This is a genomic window from Paracerasibacillus soli (assembly GCF_042432965.1).
GTDB lineage: Bacteria > Bacillota > Bacilli > Bacillales > Amphibacillaceae > Paracerasibacillus > Paracerasibacillus soli.
Genome location: NZ_JBHLWL010000016.1, coordinates 38,303 through 58,981, shown reverse-complemented (window position 1 = coordinate 58,981; position 20,679 = coordinate 38,303). Strand labels below are relative to the sequence as shown.

Here is a 20,679-nt window from a genome sequence, read left to right as displayed (position 1 = left end):
AAAATTTGCCTATTATTCACTTATTCTAATATTATTTTACATCTCTGGACCAATTAACAAATGGATCTTGAGATGAAGGCTTTGCATATGACTTTTTGTAAGTCTTTTTACCACCTGTAAAAATGTTCTTTTCTATCAATTTAAAGGTACCGTGATCTTGGAACCTAGTAATATAATATTGTCGATATTTATAAGATTTGCCTGGTCCTTTCAATTTAATGCCTTTCTTAATAGTTTTAGTTTTATTTGTTCCAAACGTGGCTGTAATTTCCCCTTTTGCCCCTACAGGAATACCGCCACCGATACTTAGACTATTAGTGCTAGTGAATGATGTTGATAATGTAAGAGTCTGACCACGAGGAACAGATGCATAAAGCTGTGCAGCTAAAGGCGCCCTATGCGAAAATACTCTAGAGGTTATGGAATAGGAATGCCAGATTGCATTGGGTTGAACACCTAAATCAGGCACCAATAAATTGTAATCCACTAAATCTGTTATTGGTTCATAAACATCGTGTATTATAATATCCTCACCATCAGCTTGTTCTAATAAGTAATCCAAAGTTTCTTGGGTAATCTTTTCTTTTAATTCCTGTTTTTCAAATGTCACCGTTGGCTCATCTGTTTCGGCATAAGTAATTACTGGAAAAAGGCATAATACAAAAAAAGAACTTAAAATAAATTTAAATAAATTTGTTTTCATAAAAAACTCCCCCTTCGTTACTATTAAACTATTAATCTTCTCTTAATAGAGGTTGTGACAAAAACCGTCTTCAAAACCAAGTAAATTTTTCTATTAAATTCTTTACACTCCTCACATTATTTATACAATTAATGATAACACAAATAAAAATTTGCGATGTTGGGAAACTCATATGAATTCCCTACATAATTCGACTCATTACGACACGTTTTCGATATAAATCGCCTCCAGTTTTCCATCATGTTGGGAAATATTTATTTTAAGGTGTTTTTGCTTGCAAATTTAATTTATATTGTGTAATAAATTATATATTAAAGATATGTAATTGTGTTAAGTGTACTAGAAAGAAGGAATATAGCACTATTTATTTACCCTATCAAAAAGAATGTTCGGGGAAAAACAGCAACTATACAATAGCGTATTTATTAACTTCTTCCCTTTCGAAAAGGTATAAATATTAAAAAAGGACTTATAGTGTAGTACTATTGATGTTAACATAATCATGTTGTATTCTATTGATAGCAAAGTTTTCTGTACACAACACGATGTTACGCTAAAAAGGTAAAATTCCGTAAGGAGGAGTTGTTAGTGGAAAAAGCGATACGAAGAATATTTCAAAGCTCTGGATTTTATTTCCTGATGGGTCTTTTATTATTAATAATTAGCTATAACGGGGAACAAATCGCTGTGAGAATTTCAAAACCCATTGGAGAATCATCATGGTCAACTTCGGGGAACTTGATAGACAGTTTTACATATATTCCTTTGATTATCGGCATTTTTTGTTTCATTTTATCCATTATAACATTTTCTTTATCCATGTATCATACGAAAAAAAAAGGTTAGGCATCGAAAATTACGTAACGAAAATACCTGTTAAAGCCTAACACTAAATAGTAGTGTTAGGCTTATGCATAGTCTATCCTTTTACAAGTTTTACCATATAACTCATCGCCTCATCTAGCGGTGCATGCTCTTTAAATTCCCATGTTTCATAATTCATCGAACCACCTGGTACGACGTCTGCAATTTTAAGCCCTGTCCCTTCTAATAGCATATATAAATCTGCAGGTGCGTAACAACGTAATGATTGTGTGATCGGCTCCGTACTAGCAGTCCACCACGTATCAAGCATTCTTGCACCTGAAAAATCATAATCATATTTTCTAGAAAAACTTCTAAATTCCATCGTTTGCCCAGCATGTTTGGACCAATGCCATGGTGTATAAATATCAATTAATGCACAACCATTAGGTGTAAGCCAACTGTTTATGCGTTTTAGTAAACGTCTTTGATCCTCATCATTCCCGACACCAAATCCATCGATATAGTAAACAAGATCAAACTTTTCATTAAAGTCAACGTTATAGAAGTCGCCGCAAATACTAGTGAATGTGCCTTTATAGGAATACATTTTTGCTGTTTCGTTCATTTTCTCAACTAAAGCAGGAACTAATTCAATAGCTGTCACATCATACCCTTTTTGAGCTGCAGCCATTGCAACTTCGCCAGAACCCGCGCCTAATTCTAAAAGACTTGATAAAGGCTGGTTTGCTAAAGACTCTAATTTCATTACTAACTCTGTATGGTACGTATCAATTCCAGGCTTTGGCTGGTCTACTTTTGTGTAATGATATTGTTTATCATAAAAATCCTTAACCCATTCCACTGGAAAACATCTCCCTTTTAATAAAATTAGATAACTGGACTGGTTAGCGGATTAGATATAAAAGGAACATACAATACCTCCATAATGAAGATTAGGAAAATTCCTATCTCTATTAAATCTAAAAGGGAGAATAAATGCAATCGTTATCAAATGTTAATCAAATTTATCTTAGAAACCTTTACCAAAAGCAAAAATCCATTGCAATTTTATCTCAAAGCACGTATAATGATTAGTACCGTGCTAGGCGGGGAGGTAGCGGTGCCCTGTACTCGCAATCCGCTATAGCGAGGCTGAATTCCCAATTGAGGTGGGCGATTTTATGGTCTGCCTTAAGGGATTGGTGTTGACGCTTAGGTCCTACGCAACAGGAACCCACGAACCCTGTCAGGTCCGGAAGGAAGCAGCAGTAAGTGGTCACTCTTGTGTGCCGTAGGGTCACCTAGGCTGAGCCATGAACTTAAGTAACGCATAGGGTCGTCCCATCGATTGCGGGTGCACGGTATACATATTAAAATAATAGCTTAACCCTTTTTTACAAACAAAATGTGAAAAAGGGTTTATTTTTATATACGAATGAATCCTCACTTTGGAAATACTCCATTTATTTCCTCGCTAACATATAACGTGATATATACCAAGCAAATTCAAATAGATGATGTACGTATTATAGGAAAAATTAATTGGTTCACAATTACTATGAAAATAAGCTATAATAACATAGAAACGATGAAGGGAACGAAGAATATGAGCTACCAAGCATTATATCGAAAATGGCGTCCAAGAACATTTGCAGATGTTGCTGGTCAATCACATATCACACGTACATTGCAAAATGCAATGATGCAGGATAAATTTTCGCATGCCTATCTTTTTACAGGACCACGTGGAACAGGAAAGACAAGTGCAGCGAAGATTTTTGCACAAGCGATAAACTGTGAACATGCTCCAGCTAAAGAACCATGTAATGAATGTGCAGCTTGTCGCGGTATTTTGGACGGTTCTATTTCTGATGTCATTGAAATTGATGCTGCATCGAATACGAGTGTTGATGATATTCGGGAAATACGTGATAATGTAAAGTATGCTTCGAGTGTCGTTCCTTATAAAGTATATATTATTGATGAAGTACACATGATTTCCGTTAATGCGTTTAATGCACTTTTAAAAACATTAGAAGAACCACCAAAACATGTTGTCTTTATATTGGCAACAACTGAACCACATAAAATTCCGCTCACGATTATTTCACGTTGTCAGCGCTTTGATTTTAAGCCAATTTCAAATCAAGCGATTGTTGATCGTATGAAATATGTTGTGGAACAAGAGCAAATATCCGTAACACCAGAAGCGCTAGATGCTGTAGCTTTAGCAGCAGAAGGTGGCATGCGTGATGCGCTAAGTATATTGGATCAAGCAATATCCTATAGTGATGATGTTGTGGAGTTAGACGATGTCTTAGCTGTTACAGGTGGGGTTTCACAACAAATTCTTACGGAAATTGTACAAGCAATGTTTGAAAAAGACGTGAAGCAAGCTTTGGAATTGCTTGATACGTTAATTCAAAACGGGAAAGACCCAGCAAGATTTGTCTATGATATGATTTACTTTTTGCGTGATTTATTATTGTATAAAAGTGCTCCTTCGCTTGAGGGAATTTTAGAGCGGGCAGCAATTGATGAGCCATTTAAGGAATTAACCGCTCATGTAACAGAAGCATGGATTCAACATGCCATGTTAAAACTAAATGAATGCCAACAAGAAATAAGATGGACAAATCATCCAAAGGTATTTATTGAAATTACCCTCATTGCAATTACAAACCGTTATGAAACAACGGTCACTGCTCAGTCTACAGATATTGACTCAGACGCACTGATGCAGGTTACAGCAAAATTAACTGCATTAGAAAAGGAACTTGCGGTATTGAAGCAAGCACCAGTAGCAAAGGAAACACAAACGAGTGAACCAAAACGAAGGACAATGCGTTCATCAAAAAATAGTTATAAAATTCCATTTGAGCGAATCCGCCAAACATTGCAAGAGGCAGAAAAGCAAGCATTAAAAAATGTCCAAACGCAATGGGCAGGATTTTTAAATCAATTAAAAGCAACAAGTGCTCCAGCTCATGCAACAATACAAGACTCTAAGCCAGTTGCTGCTTCAAACGATCATATTGTTGTTGCATTTAAATATGAAATACATTGCTCTTTATTCTTGGACAATAAGCAATTAGTGGAATCAGTTTTAGCAACTGTCTTGAATCACACTGCTTCCATTATTCCTATTCCAATTCAAGATTGGAAAAAGTTACGCAGTGAATATGTCCAAAAGCAAGAACAGGCTGATCCTGGTGGTGAAGAGAAGAAAGATGACCCGCTTGTGATGGAGGCCCAAAAATTGTTTGGTGAAGATATTATTCAAGTTCATGAATAAAGCGGTTGGAGTAAACATCCAAAACATGAAATAATGAACATATGTAAATAACCTAAATATACAAATACTAAGGAGGCGTTTTCCATGAAAGGTATGGGAAATATGGGTAACATGATGAAACAAATGCAAAAAATGCAAAAGAAAATGATGAAAGCACAAGATGAGCTTTTTGAAATGGAATTTGAGGCTTCAGCAGGTGGCGGAATGGTTACTGTTAAAGCAAATGGAAAAAAGGAAATTTTAGACGTTGAAATAAAAGAAGAAGTCGTTGATCCAGATGATGTTGAAATGCTTCAGGATCTTATCTTAGCTGCAACAAATGATGTATTAAACCAAGTAGATCAGAAAACAAACGATACAATGGGCCAATTTACTAAAGGTTTACCTGGTGGAGGAATGTTCTAGGGGGAACGCAAAATGTATTATCCAGAACCCATTGCAAAATTAATTGATAGCTTTTCAAAGTTGCCAGGTATTGGACCTAAAACAGCTACACGTCTTGCCTTTTTTGTATTAACGATGGACGACGACGATGTGATGGAATTTGCCCAATCGCTTGTTAATGCGAAAAGGCAACTTACACATTGTTCTGTATGTGGTCATATTACCGATCAAGACCCATGTTCCATTTGCCAAGATACAAGTCGGGATGCCTCGGTTATCTGTGTCGTTCAAGATCCGAAAGATGTCATTGCAATGGAGAAAATGCGTGAGTATCATGGAAAATACCATGTACTCCATGGTGCTATTTCACCAATGGATGGAATAGGTCCAGAAGATATTAATGTGCCATCTCTGCTCAATCGATTAAAGGATGAAGAGGTAAAGGAAATTATTTTAGCTACAAATCCAAATATTGAAGGGGAAGCAACAGCAATGTATATTTCGCGATTAGTAAAGCCTTCAGGTATTAAAACGACAAGAATTGCACATGGACTTCCTGTTGGTGGGGATTTAGAATATGCAGATGAAGTAACATTATCGAAAGCACTTGAGGGTAGAAGAGAATTGTAGAAGGTGAGCGGCTTGAGAAAAGGTAGAAAGAGACGACAAGAAGTCGATGAGGAATTACTTCAGGCTATCTTCAGGGTAGGCGAAGAATGGAAACAGATTAAATCTATTGTAGATAAAAGTATCGAGCCAACATTTGACGGTGAAAATAGAGTTGCAATTTCACAGGCAAAATATGTTTATTTATTGCAAGAGGCAAAGTATAGACAAATAAGTGCCATGCAATATAACTAGATTATGAGATTGACTGCTGTAAAAGACAAGGTGGAACTTTCCATCTTGTCCTTTTTTTGTTCTTTTTTAGATAGGTTATTCATAATCATATAAAGAAGAAAGAAAAGGGAGTTGTGAAACAATGGGTTCTATAAGTGCGATGAGTTCTACATTGGTCATTTCTATCATGGTGATATTAATTGTTATTCTTTTATTTGTTGGTGCTCCTGTAAAACCTATGCGATTTATTGGACAATCTATGATAAAACTAGGGATAGGCATTTTATTACTATTTTTCTTTAATGTGATCGGTGGTTCGTTCGGCTTGCATATTCCAATAAATATATTTACCGTCATCATTACTGGGTTCTTAGGATTATTTGGAATGGCATCTCTAACTGCAATTCATTTATTCATTATCGGTTAGTACTTAAAATCATCATTCCTCCATTTTCTCTCTATTCTTTGAAAAATGTTTCAAAGAGTAATGTATATGTTCTAGTAATTTGGGGATACTAGATTACTGGAGGTGGGAAAAATGGAAACACCAATTATGCATATACATCGTTGTGGAATATGTGAGGAAGAGAAGAATATAGGCATTCATTTATATAATATGTTTATCTGTTCCGAGTGTGAGTACAACATGATTCACACGGAACCAAGAGAAGAGAAATATCGCTATTATTTACAAAAACTAAAAAATATTAATCAACCAACATTATATTCATAGATATGATGGACATCATATAGGGCCTTTGCAAGAAGTATTTGCAAAGGTTTTTTGTATTTTATAAAGGCTGTATTCCCATGTATATTAAAATTTAATTAAAACGTAATACTTTCTAACATAAGAAAAGGATAGTCTCGTTTTGAAATCATGTTTTTTTATTAGTTGACGATTAATATAACTAGATATAACATAAATTTACTTCATACTAATCTAATAAAAAGACAAGGGAGAATTTGTATGGATTTCATAAAAATCGGTGTGGCATCATTATTTATAACATTTACTCAGTATATTATTGTTATGCTTTATACCCAATGGATAGTATTTAAAAAACTACAATACTTTAATTCTGCGGACCCCTTGGAAGATGAAGTATTCAATGGATTCTGGACTATATTTAGTATTGAAGTTCTCCTATCCAGTGCACTATTAATTATCGGATTATATAAGTATTTTAAAACTAAAACTGATTAACCTAACTAAACTTATTGTTTAAGGCTACATATCTTTGTAGTCTATTTTTATTAAAATAAATACATTTACCCCATATACCTCATAGCTAAATCAAATCTGTATTCTCCACGGCCAATTTCCTTTCTCATGAGAGTAGCATTTGCTGGAAACTCAGTGAGGAAAAGGACGAAGTGTTTCCAGTGGACAGCGAGGTAACGCTACTTTTAATGAAATTTGAATAGAACCCTTTTCTCTAAATAAGATAAATGGAGATAAAATCATGTTATAATATAAGGTATATTACTTTATATTTATAATCTATTATTAATACATGCTATATATATGAAGAAATCATGCTTGTAACATACCCTTAAAGGAGAAAAAGACGTGAAAGGTTATTTTATAACGTTTGAAGGCGGAGAAGGTGCTGGAAAAACGACAATTTTAAGTAAAGTAGGAGACCAGCTAAAAAAGCAAGGTTATGACGTCATAACGACACGAGAACCTGGGGGCATAGATATTGCCGAGGAAATACGGAATGTCATTTTAAATCCTAACCATACAAAAATGGATGGTCGGACTGAGGCACTATTATATGCGGCTGCCAGAAGACAACATTTAGTAGAAAAAGTTTATCCTGCTTTAAAACAGGGGAAGATTGTTTTATGCGATCGGTTTATTGATTCAAGTTTGGCGTATCAAGGATTTGCACGTGGCTTAGGAATGGAGGAAGTGTTCTCGATTAACCAATTTGCAATTGAGCAGACAATGCCAGACTTAACAATATTTTTTGATATCGAACCAAAAAAGGGTTTAATGCGTATTATAGAGAATAAAGATAGAGAGAGAAACCGATTAGATGATGAAAATTTGGCTTTTCATGAAAAGGTATATGAGGCATACTTATTATTACAGAAGCAATTTTCTAATCGGATTAAATCAGTTAATGCGGATCAGAAAATGGAACTTGTCGAACATGATACAATGGAAAAAATCTTATCCTTTTTAAATAAAAAATGATGGGAGGAATTAAAGGATGAAGCTAATGATAGCGGTTATCCAAGACAAAGATTCAAATCGATTAACAGATGCTTTAGGTAAGGGGAATTTTAAAACAACAAAGTTGGCATCAACGGGGGGCTTTTTAAAAGAAGGAAACACGACACTTATGATAGGGTGTGAAGATGAATATGTCGATGAAGCATTAGACATTATTCGGGAAAACTGTTCGCAACGTGAGCAAATGGTGGCGCCTATTTCTCCAATGGGTGGAAATGCAGATTCATACATTCCAAAACCTGTAAAAGTAGAAGTTGGCGGAGCAATTGTATTCATCTTACCAATTGAATCATTCTATCACTTTTAATAGTGCTTCAGGTTTGCTTATTATTTGTATAATTCATGCAGAGGGCATCTATCGGTATCAACTTAGGGAAAGATGTCTGCTTTTACTACATTGATAAATCTAGCATGGGCGAAAGCTCACTTTGACAAAATTATAAATGCAGGTGCTAATGGCATAGCTGTATACTATATGACAAGGTAAGAGAGGGGCTGAATGATGAAAATATCACAAGAAATGCGTGCACAGTTAGAAACAGTGAAAAAGAATGCTCGAACGGGGACAGAAAGTAAACAACCTTTTAACCGTATTGTTCAGTCCCAAGTTGATCAAATGAAACAAGATGAATTACAAAGAGTAATGGAACAAATTAATGTGCAGGGGGAGCGGCTTGCTAAGTCACGAAACTTCCGAGACCTCGCGACTTTTAAGCGTCTTGTAAAGGACTTTCTAAAAGAAGCAGTATCTACAGGGTTGGATTTGCAGAAGTCACATAATTTTTCCATGACAGGCCAAAGTAATGAAATGGTCATTGTAAAAAAGGTAGATAAAAAATTACTAGAATTAACAGAAGATGTCTTAAATGAAGAAAAAAAGGTAGTCGACTTATTAGGAACAATTGGTGAAATAAAAGGCTTACTCGTTAATCTTTATATGTAATATGTACATGCATAGGACTACTATTGATGAAATGAAGGATGAATAGAATGAATACGTGGGAAGAGCTAGGAGAAGAGCAGCCATTAGTAAGTAAAATTTTGATGAACAGTTTTAATAGAAATCGTGTATCACATGCTTATTTATTTCAAGGTGCACGTGGTACGGGAAAAGAGGCAACTGCTCTTTTATTAGCAAAAGTATTATTTTGCCAAAATAAACAGGAATTAAATCCTTGTCAACATTGCGTAATGTGTAAGCGAATTGAATCGAAAAATCATCCTGATGTCCATTGGATTGAACCTGATGGACAATCTATTAAAATAGAGCAAATTCGTCATTTGCAAAAAGAGTTTTCATATTCTGGTTTGGAGTCTAATCAAAAGGTTTATATCATTAAAGATGCAGATACATTAACGGTTAATGCTGCTAATCGTATTTTGAAGTTTTTAGAAGAGCCAAGCCAGCAAACGACGGCTATTATGTTAACTGAAAATAGTCACGCTATTATTTCAACTATTCGTTCTAGATGCCAAGTGATTGATTTCCAACCGTTAAATCCGCAACAGTTCCAAAATCAGTTGGTTGAGAAGGGAATGTCTAAATCCAATGCTATCCTAATGAGTGCCATCACGAATGATGTAGAGGAAGCATTTCATTTATGTAATGATGAGTGGTTTGTACAAGCAAGAAAATACGTGGTACAATTAATAGAAATACTCATTAAAAACAAAGATGATGCGTATTTATTTATTCATCAACATTGGCTGAAACATTTTAAAGAACGCAAGCAACAGGAGCAGGGACTTGATTTATTGTTACTTGCTTTTCGTGATATTCTTTTTACACATCTTGAAAATGAGAAGGCGCTTGTATTTTTTTCTGTGGAAGATGAGCGACTGGACCAGGCATTGATTTACTTCCCTCAGGAAAAATTAGTTAAGATATTAGAAGATATTATGCATGCGAAGCGTATGTTAAAACAAAATGTACAGCCAACTTTAGTAATGGAACAGCTTACACTTCAAATATAGAGGTGATTTAATTGATAGAAGTAATAGGTGTGCGCTTCAAGAAGGCTGGTAAGATATATTATTTTGATCCAAACGGAGAATCAATTAATCTGCATGACTATGTAATTGTCGAGACAGTTCGGGGTGTAGAGTTTGGTAAAGTTGTCATAGCTAAAAAGAAAGTGGATGAAGAAGATGTTGTCCTTCCTTTAAAAAGGGTCATTCGAGTTGCAGATGACAACGACAAAGTAACGGTAGTAGAAAACCAAAAAAATGCAGATGAGGCACTCATGATCTGTTCAAAGAAAATTGAAGAACACGCATTGGACATGAACCTCATTGATGTGGAATATACATTTGATCGTAATAAAATTATTTTTTACTTTACGGCAGATGGTAGAATAGATTTCCGTAATTTAGTGAAAGACTTAGCTTCACAGTTTAAAACTAGAATTGAATTGAGGCAAATTGGCGTTCGTGATGAAGCAAAGATGCTCGGTGGTATCGGGCCATGTGGACGGATGCTCTGTTGCTCTACATTTTTAGGTGACTTTGAGCCAGTATCTATTAAAATGGCAAAAGATCAAAATTTATCTTTGAATCCGGCTAAAATATCGGGTTTGTGTGGAAGATTAATGTGTTGCCTAAAATATGAAAATGACCAATACGAAGAGGCGAAACGGGACATGCCTGATCTCGGCGATAAGATACATACACCGTATGGAAGCGGAGAAGTAATTGGTTTAAATATTTTAGAAAAATTGATACAAATTGAGATTAATGATAAGGAACGTGTGATAGAATATACAGTAGATGAATTAATCGAAGCGGGCATTATTTCAACGCAAGCCACAGAATGACTAGGGTGATAAAGCGTGAATAAACGAGGAATATTTGACCAAGTGATGGATATGAAAAAGCAGATAGGGGAACTATATGAACAGCTTGGTGATTTGAAAAATAAGCTGAGTCTTTTGCTGGAGGAAAATCATCGGTTGGAAATGGAAAATCATCATATGCGTAATCGTTTGCAATTGGATGAGCAACATGGAAATGATGATAAACAACTTGACCAAGATGAATTGCCAACAAAGGACACTCCACCTGGTGAAGGATATGATAACCTAGCAAGGATTTATGAAGAAGGCTTTCATATTTGTAACTTGGAATTCGGTAGTCCACGAGATGAAGATTGTATTTTTTGCCTTGATTTGTTTAATAAAAAGAACACATAGTATGAACAAGGCAAATAGACTTTTAGGAAACTGCCTCTTGCATTTTGCAGGGGCAGTTTTTTCAAACCTAAAAATAAAACTCCATTTCAAATCAACAGTTACCTTTTAACCTATCGTAATAGACTAAAACTGTTCAGTAATCCTGTGGGAATAGCAACAGGTGAACGCAGGGCTAAGTTCACCACGTCCTGTGCGTCGGAAATCCCACAGGAAAAAATTTAAGGAGGGCCGACTAAATAAGGCCTTTGCGGCCAACGTCGGCATACCCCAGTGTTGGGGCAAGGCAGGTTAATTTCGCAACGTCCTGTTGCAACACCTGCACTAGTACTTCCTGTACGTCGGAAGTTGAAGCGTTGCCCGCGGAAAGCAACGGTCCGTAGCGGAAAGCAACCTAGCACGTTACGAGACAGTTTGGTCCTATTGTGTAACAACAATAGTTGCGTAGGTAATATCCCGAAATAAAATATTATCATGTTAAAATAAGGTAAATGAAAAAGTGCAGGACTGGTTAAATATAATGACATAAGCGAGGCAATGATGATGGTAGACTTATTTGATGATGAACGAATGGATTATTTGTTGGCAGACGAAAAGATGAAAATTATCCAAAGCCCAACAGCATTCTCATTCTCCTTAGACGCAGTATTACTTGCAAACTTTGCATCCATACCAATAAAAAAAGGAAAGATACTTGATTTATGTACAGGGAATGGCGTTATTCCCCTCCTTTTATCAAAGCGAACGCACGCACATATTACGGGCGTAGAAATTCAAGAGAGAATTTATCATATGGCAGAACGTAATATAGCACTTAATCATCTTACAGAACAAATTAATTTTATTCATGGTGACTTAAAAGAGATGCTACCTGTAATTGGACATAGTACATTTGATGCGATAACTTGTAATCCACCATACTTTGCTACTCCTGCGACAACAGAGCATAATCAAAATGAATTTTTAACGATAGCTAGACATGAACTGTATTGTACATTAGAAGATGTGGTGAAGGCTTGTAAATTGCATGTTCGTCCGGGTGGTAAAGTAGCGATGGTTCATCGACCAGGTCGTCTTGTGGATATTTTGACATTGTTTAGAGCATACAATATTGAACCAAAGCGAATGCGTCTTGTTTATCCGAAACAAGGTAAAGAGGCTAATATGCTATTAATCGAAGGTATACGTGATGGAAAGGCAGATTTAAAAATTCTACCGCCACTGTTTATCTATCAGAAAGATGGTACGTATACAGATGAAGCGGAGGAAATTATTTATGGATGATGCCATACATATTGTTTATATCCTTCGTTGTAAAGATGGAACACTATATACGGGATATACAAATAATCTAGAACATCGTCTACATATGCATGAAAATGGAAAAGGTGCTAAATATACACGTGGACGTGGACCATTTCAATTGATGTATAAAGAAGCCTTTTTTACAAAGGAAGAGGCGATGCGGTGGGAATATGCGATTAAACAGTTAAGCCGTACTAAAAAACTACAATTAATTAGTACGTTTGCAGAGGAAGGTTGTTCATAATGAATATACAAAAGAGCTTTGTAACTGAGAGTGAAGGCGTACTTTATGTTGTTCCGACTCCGATTGGTAATTTGGAGGATATTACATTTAGGGCATTAAAAATACTAAAATCAGTAGCCTTAATTGCAGCGGAAGATACTAGAAATACGATAAAATTGCTTAATCACTTTGATATACAAACACCGTTAATCAGTTATCATGAACATAATAAACTAGCACGAGAAGAAAGACTTTTACAAGAACTAATGCACGGTAGATCTATTGCAATAGTTAGTGATGCAGGAATGCCAGCAATTTCCGATCCGGGATACGAAATCGTAAAGGCTGCTATCAATCAGGAGTTTCCTGTTATTGTATTACCCGGAGCAAGTGCAGCCTTATGTGCCTTAGTAGGATCAGGGTTATCAACAAATGAATTTACCTTTTATGGTTTTTTACCCCGAAAAAGGAATGATAAAATTGCAGAACTAGATCGATTAAAACAATATACAGGGACGATTATCTTTTATGAATCACCATACCGTGTGAAAGAAACATTACAAATATTGCAGCGGGAATTCGGTGGTGACAGGAGAATAGCCATTGCCCGAGAGTTAACAAAGAAGTTTGAAGAGTATATTCGTGGGACAATTGATGAAGTCAATCAATGGATGGAGGAGCATGACGTAAAAGGGGAATGTTGTCTCGTTGTAGAAGGTAATCAAGGTGATTTTGCGCCTGACCAGCCTTTGTGGTGGAGTAACTTATCTGTGGTTGACCATGTGAAACATTATATGGAGGATGAACAAAAGTCTAGTAAAGAGGCAATAAAACTTGTCGCTCAAGAAAGAAAAATGCCAAAACGAGAAGTTTATCAAATGTACCATGTTGAGTAAATAGAGTATGCTTGTATAAAAAAAGCGCTTGATATATGTATTCAAGCGCAATAGTAAACTTTAAATTTTCACTTATCAGTAAATTGAGATTGAATTTCACTTACGAGCTTTTCGGCGCCATTCGGACTAAGAATCAACTTACCATTGGCAAATGATAGATTGTCATCTGATACTTCCCCTGTTACGTGGCATGCCATACTAGGTTGATACTTCTTTAGTACAACACGGTCTTGGTCCACGTAAATCTCTAAAGGATCCTTGATATTAATATCTAGCGAGCGGCGCAACTCAATTGGAATAACAACGCGGCCTAATTCATCAACCTTTCTTACGATACCAGTAGATTTCATTTTCTTCTCCTCCATTTTTTTACCCTATTCGTCATACTTCGACAGCTTTTAGGTATATAGTACCAGTGTTTACTATTAGTGTCAATATTTATTTAACCGAAATTTAAAAATTAGTTAGAAAATTTATTATTACCTTTATTTTAATTCCAATAGATGGGAATACTACTTTTATTAATTAAAAATAGAAGATATGATAGTTAGTAGGAAACGTTAATGGAAAAGTAACAAATAAATCGCTACAATAGAATACATAAATGAATACATAATATATGTAGTGTAAATAGCTTGAGGAGGAAATCTCATGTCAGAAAAAAAGAAAACCTTTTATTTAACTACTCCGATTTATTATCCGAGTGGAAAGTTACATATTGGTCATGCATACTCGACCGTGGCAGGTGATGTTGTGGCCCGTTATAAAAGAATGCGTGGATATGATGTCATGTATTTAACGGGGACTGATGAACATGGACAAAAAATTCAACAAAAAGCAGAGGAAAAGGGAGTAACTCCTCAAGCCTATGTTGATGATATTGTAAGTAGTATTCAAGAGTTATGGAAAAAGTTAAAAATAAGTCACGATGATTTTATTCGTACAACAGAAAAAAGACATAAAGATATCGTACAACAAATTTTTGACAGACTATTAAAGCAAGGCGATATTTATTTAGATGAATATGAAGGATGGTATTGTACGTCCTGTGAGTCATTTTTTACAGAGCGACAATTAGAAGATGGACATTGCCCTGATTGTGGAGGCCCTGTACAAAAGGTGAAGGAAAAGTCTTATTTCTTTAAAATGAGTAAATATGCGGATCGGCTCATTCAATACTATGAAGATCATCCTGATTTTATTCAGCCAGAGAGTCGTAAAAATGAGATGTTAAATAACTTTTTAAAACCTGGTTTGGAGGATTTAGCAGTATCCCGGACATCTTTTGATTGGGGAGTAAAAGTACCGAGTGATCCGAAGCATGTTATCTATGTTTGGATTGATGCACTATCAAACTATATAACGGCTTTAGGCTACGGAACAGAACATGATGAAAAGTTCCGTAAATATTGGCCAGCTGATGTACATTTAATGAGTAAAGAGATTGTTCGTTTTCACACTATTTATTGGCCGATAATATTAATGGCACTCGATTTACCATTACCAAAGAAAGTATTTGCGCATGGTTGGATTTTGATGAAAGATGGAAAAATGTCGAAATCAAAAGGTAATGTTGTGGATCCTGTGAAATTGATTGATCGCTATGGTTTAGACGCTTTACGTTACTACTTAATGCGTGAGGTTCCATTTGGTCATGATGGTGTATTCACTCCAGAAGGATTTGTAGAACGAACAAACTTTGATTTAGCAAATGATTTAGGAAACTTACTAAACCGTACAGTTGCAATGATTGACCGTTACTTTAATGGAGCAATTCCGGCTTATAAGGAAGCCGAGACAGACGTAGATCAATCACTTGAGAACTTGATGGCTGAAACAGTACAACAAGTCGAAGAGGCAATGGATGACATGCAATTTAGTGTAGCACTGTCCAACGTTTGGAAACTAGTTAGTCGTACAAATAAATATGTTGATGAAACAGAGCCTTGGAACCTTGCGAAGGACGATGCGAAGCAAGACCGCTTAGGTAATGTAATGGCACATTTAGTAGAGTCTTTACGACTTATTGGTGTGATGTTACAGCCGTTTTTAACAGAATCACCGAAGGAAATTTTCCGCCAGCTTGGTATCGAAGATGAAACATTAACAAAGTGGGAAAGCTTAAGCCAACATGGGCAAATTCATGCAGGCACAACGATTCAAAAAGGTAATCCAATTTTTCCACGTTTAGATGTAAAAGAAGAAATAGAAGCAATTAAAAAGATGATGGAAAATCCTGCTGCTGAGGAAAAAGAACAACAAAAGCAAGAAGCAAATCAGAAGGAAGAAATTACTTTTGATGAGTTTATGAAGGTTGATTTACGTGTTGCAGAAGTATTGGCGTGTGAAAAAGTGAAAAAGGCTGATAAACTGTTGAAATTCCAGTTAGACCTTGGAACAGAAAAACGACAAATTATCTCAGGAATTGCTAAATATTACGATCCAGAAGAATTAATAGGAAGAAAAGTAATTTGTGTGACCAACTTAAAGCCAGTTAAATTGCGTGGTGAATGGTCAGAAGGAATGATTCTTTCAGGCGAAGACCCAACTACTGGAAACTTATCTTTAGCAACAGTTGATCAATCACTACCAAATGGATCAATCGTTAAATAACGGCAATGTTGTGAGAGAAATAGCTTAAATAAAAAAGACGAGGGAAGGCCAAACTCTATAATGGGTTGGCCTTTTCTAAATTTCATGAGAGGTTGGTTAGAAGGATGTTATTTGATACACATGTACATTTAAATGCTGAACAATTTATGGAAGATCGAGAAGAAGTAATGAAACGAGCATTCGATGCAGGCGTTACATATATGACAGTTGTTGGTTTTGATGAACATACAATTCCGCTTGCAATTGAGATTGCTGAAAGTCATGAGACGATTTATGCAGCTGTTGGCTGGCACCCCGTTGATGCGATAGATATGCAGGAAAAGCATTTATCGTGGATTAAACAACTTGCTTCACATCCAAAAGTTGTAGCGATTGGAGAAATGGGATTAGATTATCATTGGGATAAGTCACCAAAGCATATTCAAAAGGATGTTTTTAGACAACAGATTCGATTAGCAAAGCAACTAAACATGCCAATTATTATCCATAATCGTGAAGCTACTGAAGACATTATTACGATTTTGCAAGAGGAAAAGGCGGAAGAGGTTGGTGGGATTATGCATTGCTATAATGATTCTGTTGACTATGTCAAAACTTGTCTAGATATGAATTTTTATATTTCACTTGGTGGACCGGTAACATTTAAAAATGCGCCGCTCCCAAAAGAGGTTGCGGTCGATGTTCCGTTGAACCGGTTATTAATTGAGACAGACGCCCCTTATTTGGCACCACATCCAAATCGTGGGAAAAGGAATGAGCCGGCATATGTCAAATTAGTTGCAGAAAAAATTGCTGAACTTCGTGGCATATCGTTCGAAGAAGTTGCCAAAGCGACAACGGAAAATGCGCTTAATGTTTACAATATTATCCAAAAATAAAATCCAAATTTAGGTGGGAATGGGATTTTGTCACAAATTTTAAAAGGAATTAGAAGGGATAAAAATGATGCATTTGTAAAATAATGCCAATTGCGTAAGCGTTGATATAGAGAGGATTATCCAAGTAGTTAACCTTAATAAGCTTCTAAATTAGTCTGTGTTGTAACTAAACTGTAATGTAATCGTAATCGGAAAGCCTTTGACTTTGCATTTGTCTATTTATATAATCAAACTCGATTATTAAGGAGGCAGAATGCATGCGAATATTTTCAAAACTATTGCCAGCTGCTCGATTAAAATTAATTATTTCATGTATCGGAGTAATGGCATTAGTCGTCTTTTCAGGGGTCGTTGTTTACGAAATGACGAAAGTTGAAGTAGTGTTTGCGGAAAACGGCGAAAACCAGAAATTTAAAACCCATGCAAATACCGTCCAAGATTTACTAGATGAATTAGGAATTTCAGTAGGGGAGTATGACGAACTTTCACATAACTTAAACGCCGGATTAAAAGATGGCATGAAAATTAACTATGAAACTGCTAAAAAGGTAGTTGTCACCATTGACGGTAAAGAGGAAATCTATTACACCGTAAAACCGACAGTTGAAAAGTTTTTTGAAGAACATAATTTGTCATTTTCAAATCGTGATCAAGTCACACATCAATTAAAAGATGAAATTGCTGATGGTATGAATATTAACGTAACAAAGGCATTTCAAGTTACAATAATGGACGGTAAGAAAAAGAAAAAGGTATGGACTACGGGTGGTACTGTAGCAGACATATTATCTATCGGAGACATTACATATAATAAAAAAAGTAAAGATAAAATAAATCTATCACTCGAGCAGAAAGTCGCGGATAGTAAAACAATTAAAATTACACGAGTTAGTGAGAAAACAATCGAAGAGAAAGAAGAATTGCCATTTGGAACAGTAAAACAAAATGATCCGAACCTAGATAAAGGGAAAGAGAAGGTTGTTGAAGAAGGTAAAAATGGACTTATAACAAAAATTTATAAAATAACAAAAGAGAATGGCAAAGAAGTCGATCGGAAACTAATTGATGAAAAAGTAGAAGATAGTAAAGATCGCGTTATCGCAATCGGAACGAAAAAGGCTCCGGTAAAAAAGGCGGTAAGTAAACCAAAAGGTAAGCCAGCAAGTCAACCAAAATCTGGTAAGGTTTTTTATATGACTGCAAGTGCTTATACGGCAAGCTGTAACGGTTGTTCTGGCTTTACCTCAACGGGAATAAACTTAAAAGCGAATCCACATATGAAAGTTGTTGCAGTTGACCCTAGTGTTATTCCCTTAGGTACAAAATTATGGGTTGAGGGATATGGAAATGCAGTTGCGGGTGATACTGGTGGATCGATTCGTGGGCACCGAGTGGATTTACATTTTCCAACGAAATCCGCTGCCTATCAATTTGGAAGAAAGCAAGTAAAAGTAAAGATTATTGATTAAGTCTAAAATGCCTTTACCATGATATACTGGTAAAGGCATTATTTTTTTAGACCTTATTGCAGGTCTGCGGAAAGCTAATGTATTTCCGTAGCCATATCTAAGTGTATCAGTGAAAGTTCAAAATCTCACCACGTTATCGTTTGATTTTATTGTATAAAACAACGCGGTATTAGAAAGTAGCATTTAGATAAAGTAAATACGTGTATACATCAGTAACCAAATAACAAACTAAAGTTAACGAATCTAATTGAAATTGAGGAATACAATGTGAAAGTAAAAGAAGTGATTGTTGTAGAAGGAAAAGATGATACTGTAAAAATTAAACAAGCAGTATATGCGGATACAATTGAAACAAATGGCTCTGCAATCGGCAAGTCTGTGATTAATCAAATCAGGCATGCGAAGCAGAAAAGAGGTGTCATTGTTTTTACAGACCCTGATTATCCAGGTGAAAGAATTAGGCAAATGATTAATGAAGCTGTTCCAGGATGTAAACATGCATTTCTTACAAAGGAAAAAGCAAGAGCTAAACATCCTCACAATAAAAGTTTAGGTATTGAACATGCATCTGTTACAGATATAAAAGAGGCCTTGGCGAAGGTTTATGATGTAGCAGAAGAACATATCGGGGACATTCAACAAGTAGATTTAATCTCGTATGGGCTTATTGGTGGAAATAAAGCGAGTGTAAGAAGAAAGTGGCTAGGAGAGTATTTAAAAATAGGCCAACCAAACGGAAAACAATTGTTAAAACGCCTTAACATGTTTCAAATAACAAAAGAGGAACTTGACCAGGCGATGCAGGCGCTCGATATGGAGGTAAAAAATGAATCATAATTTTATTGCAACACCATCATACACAAAGCAAATTATTAAAAGATACGCATTTGCGTTTAAGAAAAGTTTAGGGCAAAACTTTCTAATTGACGTGAATATCTTAGAAAATATAATCCGCCACTCTGGTATTACAAAAGATTCTGGTGTCATTGAGATAGGCCCAGGGATTGGTGCTTTAACAGAGCAATTAGCAATTCATGCTGAACGTGTCATGGCCTTAGAGATTGACCAACGATTATTGCCTATTTTAGATGAAACATTAAATGAATATAACAATGTTTCGATTGTACATGATGATGTCTTGAAGGCAAATTTACATGAGTTGATTCAAAGTCATTTTAGGCCAGGGCAAGACATACATATTGTAGCGAATTTGCCGTATTATATTACAACTCCAATTTTGATGAAGCTTTTACATGAAAACCTCCCGATAGAAAATATAACGGTGATGATTCAAAAGGAAGTCGCCGATCGGATGGCGGCTAAACCGAATACGAAAAGTTATGGCTCTTTAAGTCTTGCGATTCAGTATTACACAATAGCGGATGTAGTGATGCAAGTACCAAAGACTGTCTTCATGCCGCAACCAAATGTTGAATCCAGTATTTTAAGACTGACAATGCGTGAAAAGGCACCCGTGCATGTAGAGGATGAGGAGTTTTTCTTTTCTGTCATGAAGGCTTGCTTTGCCCAACGAAGGAAGACAATATTAAATAATTTAACAGCCTTTTTCAAGCCAACGCTACAAAAGGGGAAAATTGTGCAGCTTTTGTCAGAAGTGGACATAGATGCAACACGTCGGGGTGAGTCATTGACTATGCAGGAATTTGCTGCAATTGGGAATATATTTTATTCCTATGTACAGGATGATAAAAAATAATAAGCAATTTATTTTAAAAAGCTGTTCGCTGGTCATGTGGACAGCTTTTTTATTTTCATCAAAAACAAGACACAATATTTTTGTCCCCCTTATTGGCACGTTAAAGGTACGGTGCACAT

The 20,679-nt window shown here is 35.7% G+C and carries 24 protein-coding genes and 1 other RNA gene; 22 read left to right on the top strand and 3 right to left on the bottom strand.

The genetic code is table 11. The features are described 5' to 3' along the window. Positions 1–31 precede the first annotated feature (31 nt). A complete protein-coding gene (locus tag ACFFIS_RS04690; RefSeq protein WP_390186360.1) occupies positions 32–703 on the bottom strand; it encodes a hypothetical protein in 672 nt (223 codons plus the stop codon). Positions 704–1,291: 588 nt separating this feature from the next. Between ACFFIS_RS04690 and ACFFIS_RS04685 the strand changes: the two genes are divergently transcribed. Continuing rightward, positions 1,292–1,549, top strand: coding sequence for a hypothetical protein (locus ACFFIS_RS04685; protein WP_390186358.1), 258 nt, complete (start codon positions 1,292–1,294; stop codon positions 1,547–1,549). Between the two features lie 73 nt (positions 1,550–1,622). Here the strand turns inward: ACFFIS_RS04685 and ACFFIS_RS04680 are convergent, their stop codons facing one another. After that, on the bottom strand, positions 1,623–2,372 hold the full coding sequence (locus ACFFIS_RS04680; RefSeq protein WP_320380834.1) for a class I SAM-dependent methyltransferase: 750 nt from the start codon (positions 2,370–2,372) through the stop codon (positions 1,623–1,625). A gap of 235 nt (positions 2,373–2,607) precedes the next feature. Between ACFFIS_RS04680 and ffs the strand changes: the two genes are divergently transcribed. The 16 genes from ffs (at position 2,608) to rsmI (ending at position 13,883) form a co-directional block, all read left to right on the top strand. Next, positions 2,608–2,872, top strand: an RNA gene (ffs, locus tag ACFFIS_RS04675) — signal recognition particle sRNA large type. A 244-nt stretch (positions 2,873–3,116) separates the two neighbouring features. Then, entirely contained in the window at positions 3,117–4,805 is a 1,689-nt protein-coding gene (gene dnaX / locus ACFFIS_RS04670) for a DNA polymerase III subunit gamma/tau (protein WP_320381515.1), read from the top strand. 84 nt (positions 4,806–4,889) lie between these two features. Then, a complete protein-coding gene (locus ACFFIS_RS04665; RefSeq protein WP_320380835.1) occupies positions 4,890–5,210 on the top strand; it encodes a YbaB/EbfC family nucleoid-associated protein in 321 nt (106 codons plus the stop codon). 12 nt (positions 5,211–5,222) lie between these two features. Then, a complete protein-coding gene (recR, locus tag ACFFIS_RS04660) occupies positions 5,223–5,819 on the top strand; it encodes a recombination mediator RecR (RefSeq protein WP_390186355.1) in 597 nt (198 codons plus the stop codon). A gap of 12 nt (positions 5,820–5,831) precedes the next feature. After that, positions 5,832–6,050, top strand: a complete 219-nt coding sequence (locus ACFFIS_RS04655; protein ID WP_390186353.1) for a YaaL family protein — start codon at positions 5,832–5,834, stop codon at positions 6,048–6,050. 139 nt (positions 6,051–6,189) lie between these two features. Further along, complete coding sequence (locus tag ACFFIS_RS04650) at positions 6,190–6,456, top strand: pro-sigmaK processing inhibitor BofA family protein (RefSeq protein ID WP_320381516.1); 267 nt, start codon at positions 6,190–6,192, stop codon at positions 6,454–6,456. A gap of 111 nt (positions 6,457–6,567) precedes the next feature. Beyond that, positions 6,568–6,762 carry a sigma factor G inhibitor Gin gene (locus tag ACFFIS_RS04645; RefSeq protein WP_320380839.1) on the top strand — a complete coding sequence of 65 codons (195 nt, stop codon included), beginning with the start codon at positions 6,568–6,570 and terminating at the stop codon, positions 6,760–6,762. Positions 6,763–7,602: 840 nt separating this feature from the next. Beyond that, a complete protein-coding gene (gene tmk / locus ACFFIS_RS04640; protein WP_320380841.1) occupies positions 7,603–8,235 on the top strand; it encodes a dTMP kinase in 633 nt (210 codons plus the stop codon). A gap of 16 nt (positions 8,236–8,251) precedes the next feature. Further along, positions 8,252–8,581: a cyclic di-AMP receptor DarA gene (gene darA, locus ACFFIS_RS04635; RefSeq protein ID WP_320380842.1), complete on the top strand. Its 330-nt coding sequence runs from the start codon at positions 8,252–8,254 to the stop codon at positions 8,579–8,581. A 192-nt stretch (positions 8,582–8,773) separates the two neighbouring features. After that, positions 8,774–9,217: a YaaR family protein gene (locus ACFFIS_RS04630; RefSeq protein WP_390186351.1), complete on the top strand. Its 444-nt coding sequence runs from the start codon at positions 8,774–8,776 to the stop codon at positions 9,215–9,217. Positions 9,218–9,264: 47 nt separating this feature from the next. Next, positions 9,265–10,248, top strand: coding sequence for a DNA polymerase III subunit delta' (gene holB, locus ACFFIS_RS04625; protein WP_390186349.1), 984 nt, complete (start codon positions 9,265–9,267; stop codon positions 10,246–10,248). A gap of 11 nt (positions 10,249–10,259) precedes the next feature. Next, positions 10,260–11,087, top strand: a complete 828-nt coding sequence (locus ACFFIS_RS04620; protein WP_320380844.1) for a PSP1 domain-containing protein — start codon at positions 10,260–10,262, stop codon at positions 11,085–11,087. A gap of 15 nt (positions 11,088–11,102) precedes the next feature. After that, entirely contained in the window at positions 11,103–11,462 is a 360-nt protein-coding gene (gene yabA / locus ACFFIS_RS04615; RefSeq protein ID WP_390186347.1) for a DNA replication initiation control protein YabA, read from the top strand. A gap of 540 nt (positions 11,463–12,002) precedes the next feature. After that, positions 12,003–12,743, top strand: coding sequence for a tRNA1(Val) (adenine(37)-N6)-methyltransferase (locus ACFFIS_RS04610; protein WP_320380845.1), 741 nt, complete (start codon positions 12,003–12,005; stop codon positions 12,741–12,743). After that, positions 12,736–13,008, top strand: coding sequence for a GIY-YIG nuclease family protein (locus ACFFIS_RS04605; RefSeq protein WP_320380846.1), 273 nt, complete (start codon positions 12,736–12,738; stop codon positions 13,006–13,008). Before ACFFIS_RS04610 ends, ACFFIS_RS04605 begins: the two co-directional genes overlap by 8 nt. Further along, on the top strand, positions 13,008–13,883 hold the full coding sequence (gene rsmI, locus ACFFIS_RS04600; RefSeq protein ID WP_390186345.1) for a 16S rRNA (cytidine(1402)-2'-O)-methyltransferase: 876 nt from the start codon (positions 13,008–13,010) through the stop codon (positions 13,881–13,883). Before ACFFIS_RS04605 ends, rsmI begins: the two co-directional genes overlap by 1 nt. Positions 13,884–13,951: 68 nt before the next feature. Here rsmI and abrB read toward each other — a convergent pair whose 3' ends face one another. Beyond that, positions 13,952–14,233 (bottom strand): transition state genes transcriptional regulator AbrB, encoded by a 282-nt coding sequence (gene abrB, locus ACFFIS_RS04595; RefSeq protein ID WP_320380847.1) that lies wholly within the window; start codon positions 14,231–14,233, stop codon positions 13,952–13,954. Positions 14,234–14,534: 301 nt separating this feature from the next. Here abrB and metG point away from each other — a divergent pair, with 301 nt between their 5' ends. The 5 genes from metG (at position 14,535) to rsmA (ending at position 20,560) form a co-directional block, all read left to right on the top strand. Beyond that, positions 14,535–16,496, top strand: a complete 1,962-nt coding sequence (gene metG, locus ACFFIS_RS04590) for a methionine--tRNA ligase (RefSeq protein ID WP_390186344.1) — start codon at positions 14,535–14,537, stop codon at positions 16,494–16,496. Positions 16,497–16,600: 104 nt separating this feature from the next. Beyond that, positions 16,601–17,374, top strand: coding sequence for a TatD family hydrolase (locus ACFFIS_RS04585; RefSeq protein WP_390186342.1), 774 nt, complete (start codon positions 16,601–16,603; stop codon positions 17,372–17,374). 257 nt (positions 17,375–17,631) lie between these two features. Further along, the gene (locus ACFFIS_RS04580; RefSeq protein WP_390186340.1) at positions 17,632–18,843 is read left to right on the top strand and encodes a resuscitation-promoting factor; all 1,212 of its coding nucleotides are present in this window, start codon (positions 17,632–17,634) and stop codon (positions 18,841–18,843) included. 267 nt (positions 18,844–19,110) lie between these two features. Further along, complete coding sequence (gene rnmV, locus ACFFIS_RS04575; protein ID WP_320380852.1) at positions 19,111–19,680, top strand: ribonuclease M5; 570 nt, start codon at positions 19,111–19,113, stop codon at positions 19,678–19,680. Further along, on the top strand, positions 19,670–20,560 hold the full coding sequence (gene rsmA / locus ACFFIS_RS04570; RefSeq protein WP_390186339.1) for a 16S rRNA (adenine(1518)-N(6)/adenine(1519)-N(6))-dimethyltransferase RsmA: 891 nt from the start codon (positions 19,670–19,672) through the stop codon (positions 20,558–20,560). Before rnmV ends, rsmA begins: the two co-directional genes overlap by 11 nt. Positions 20,561–20,679: the final 119 nt, after the last annotated feature.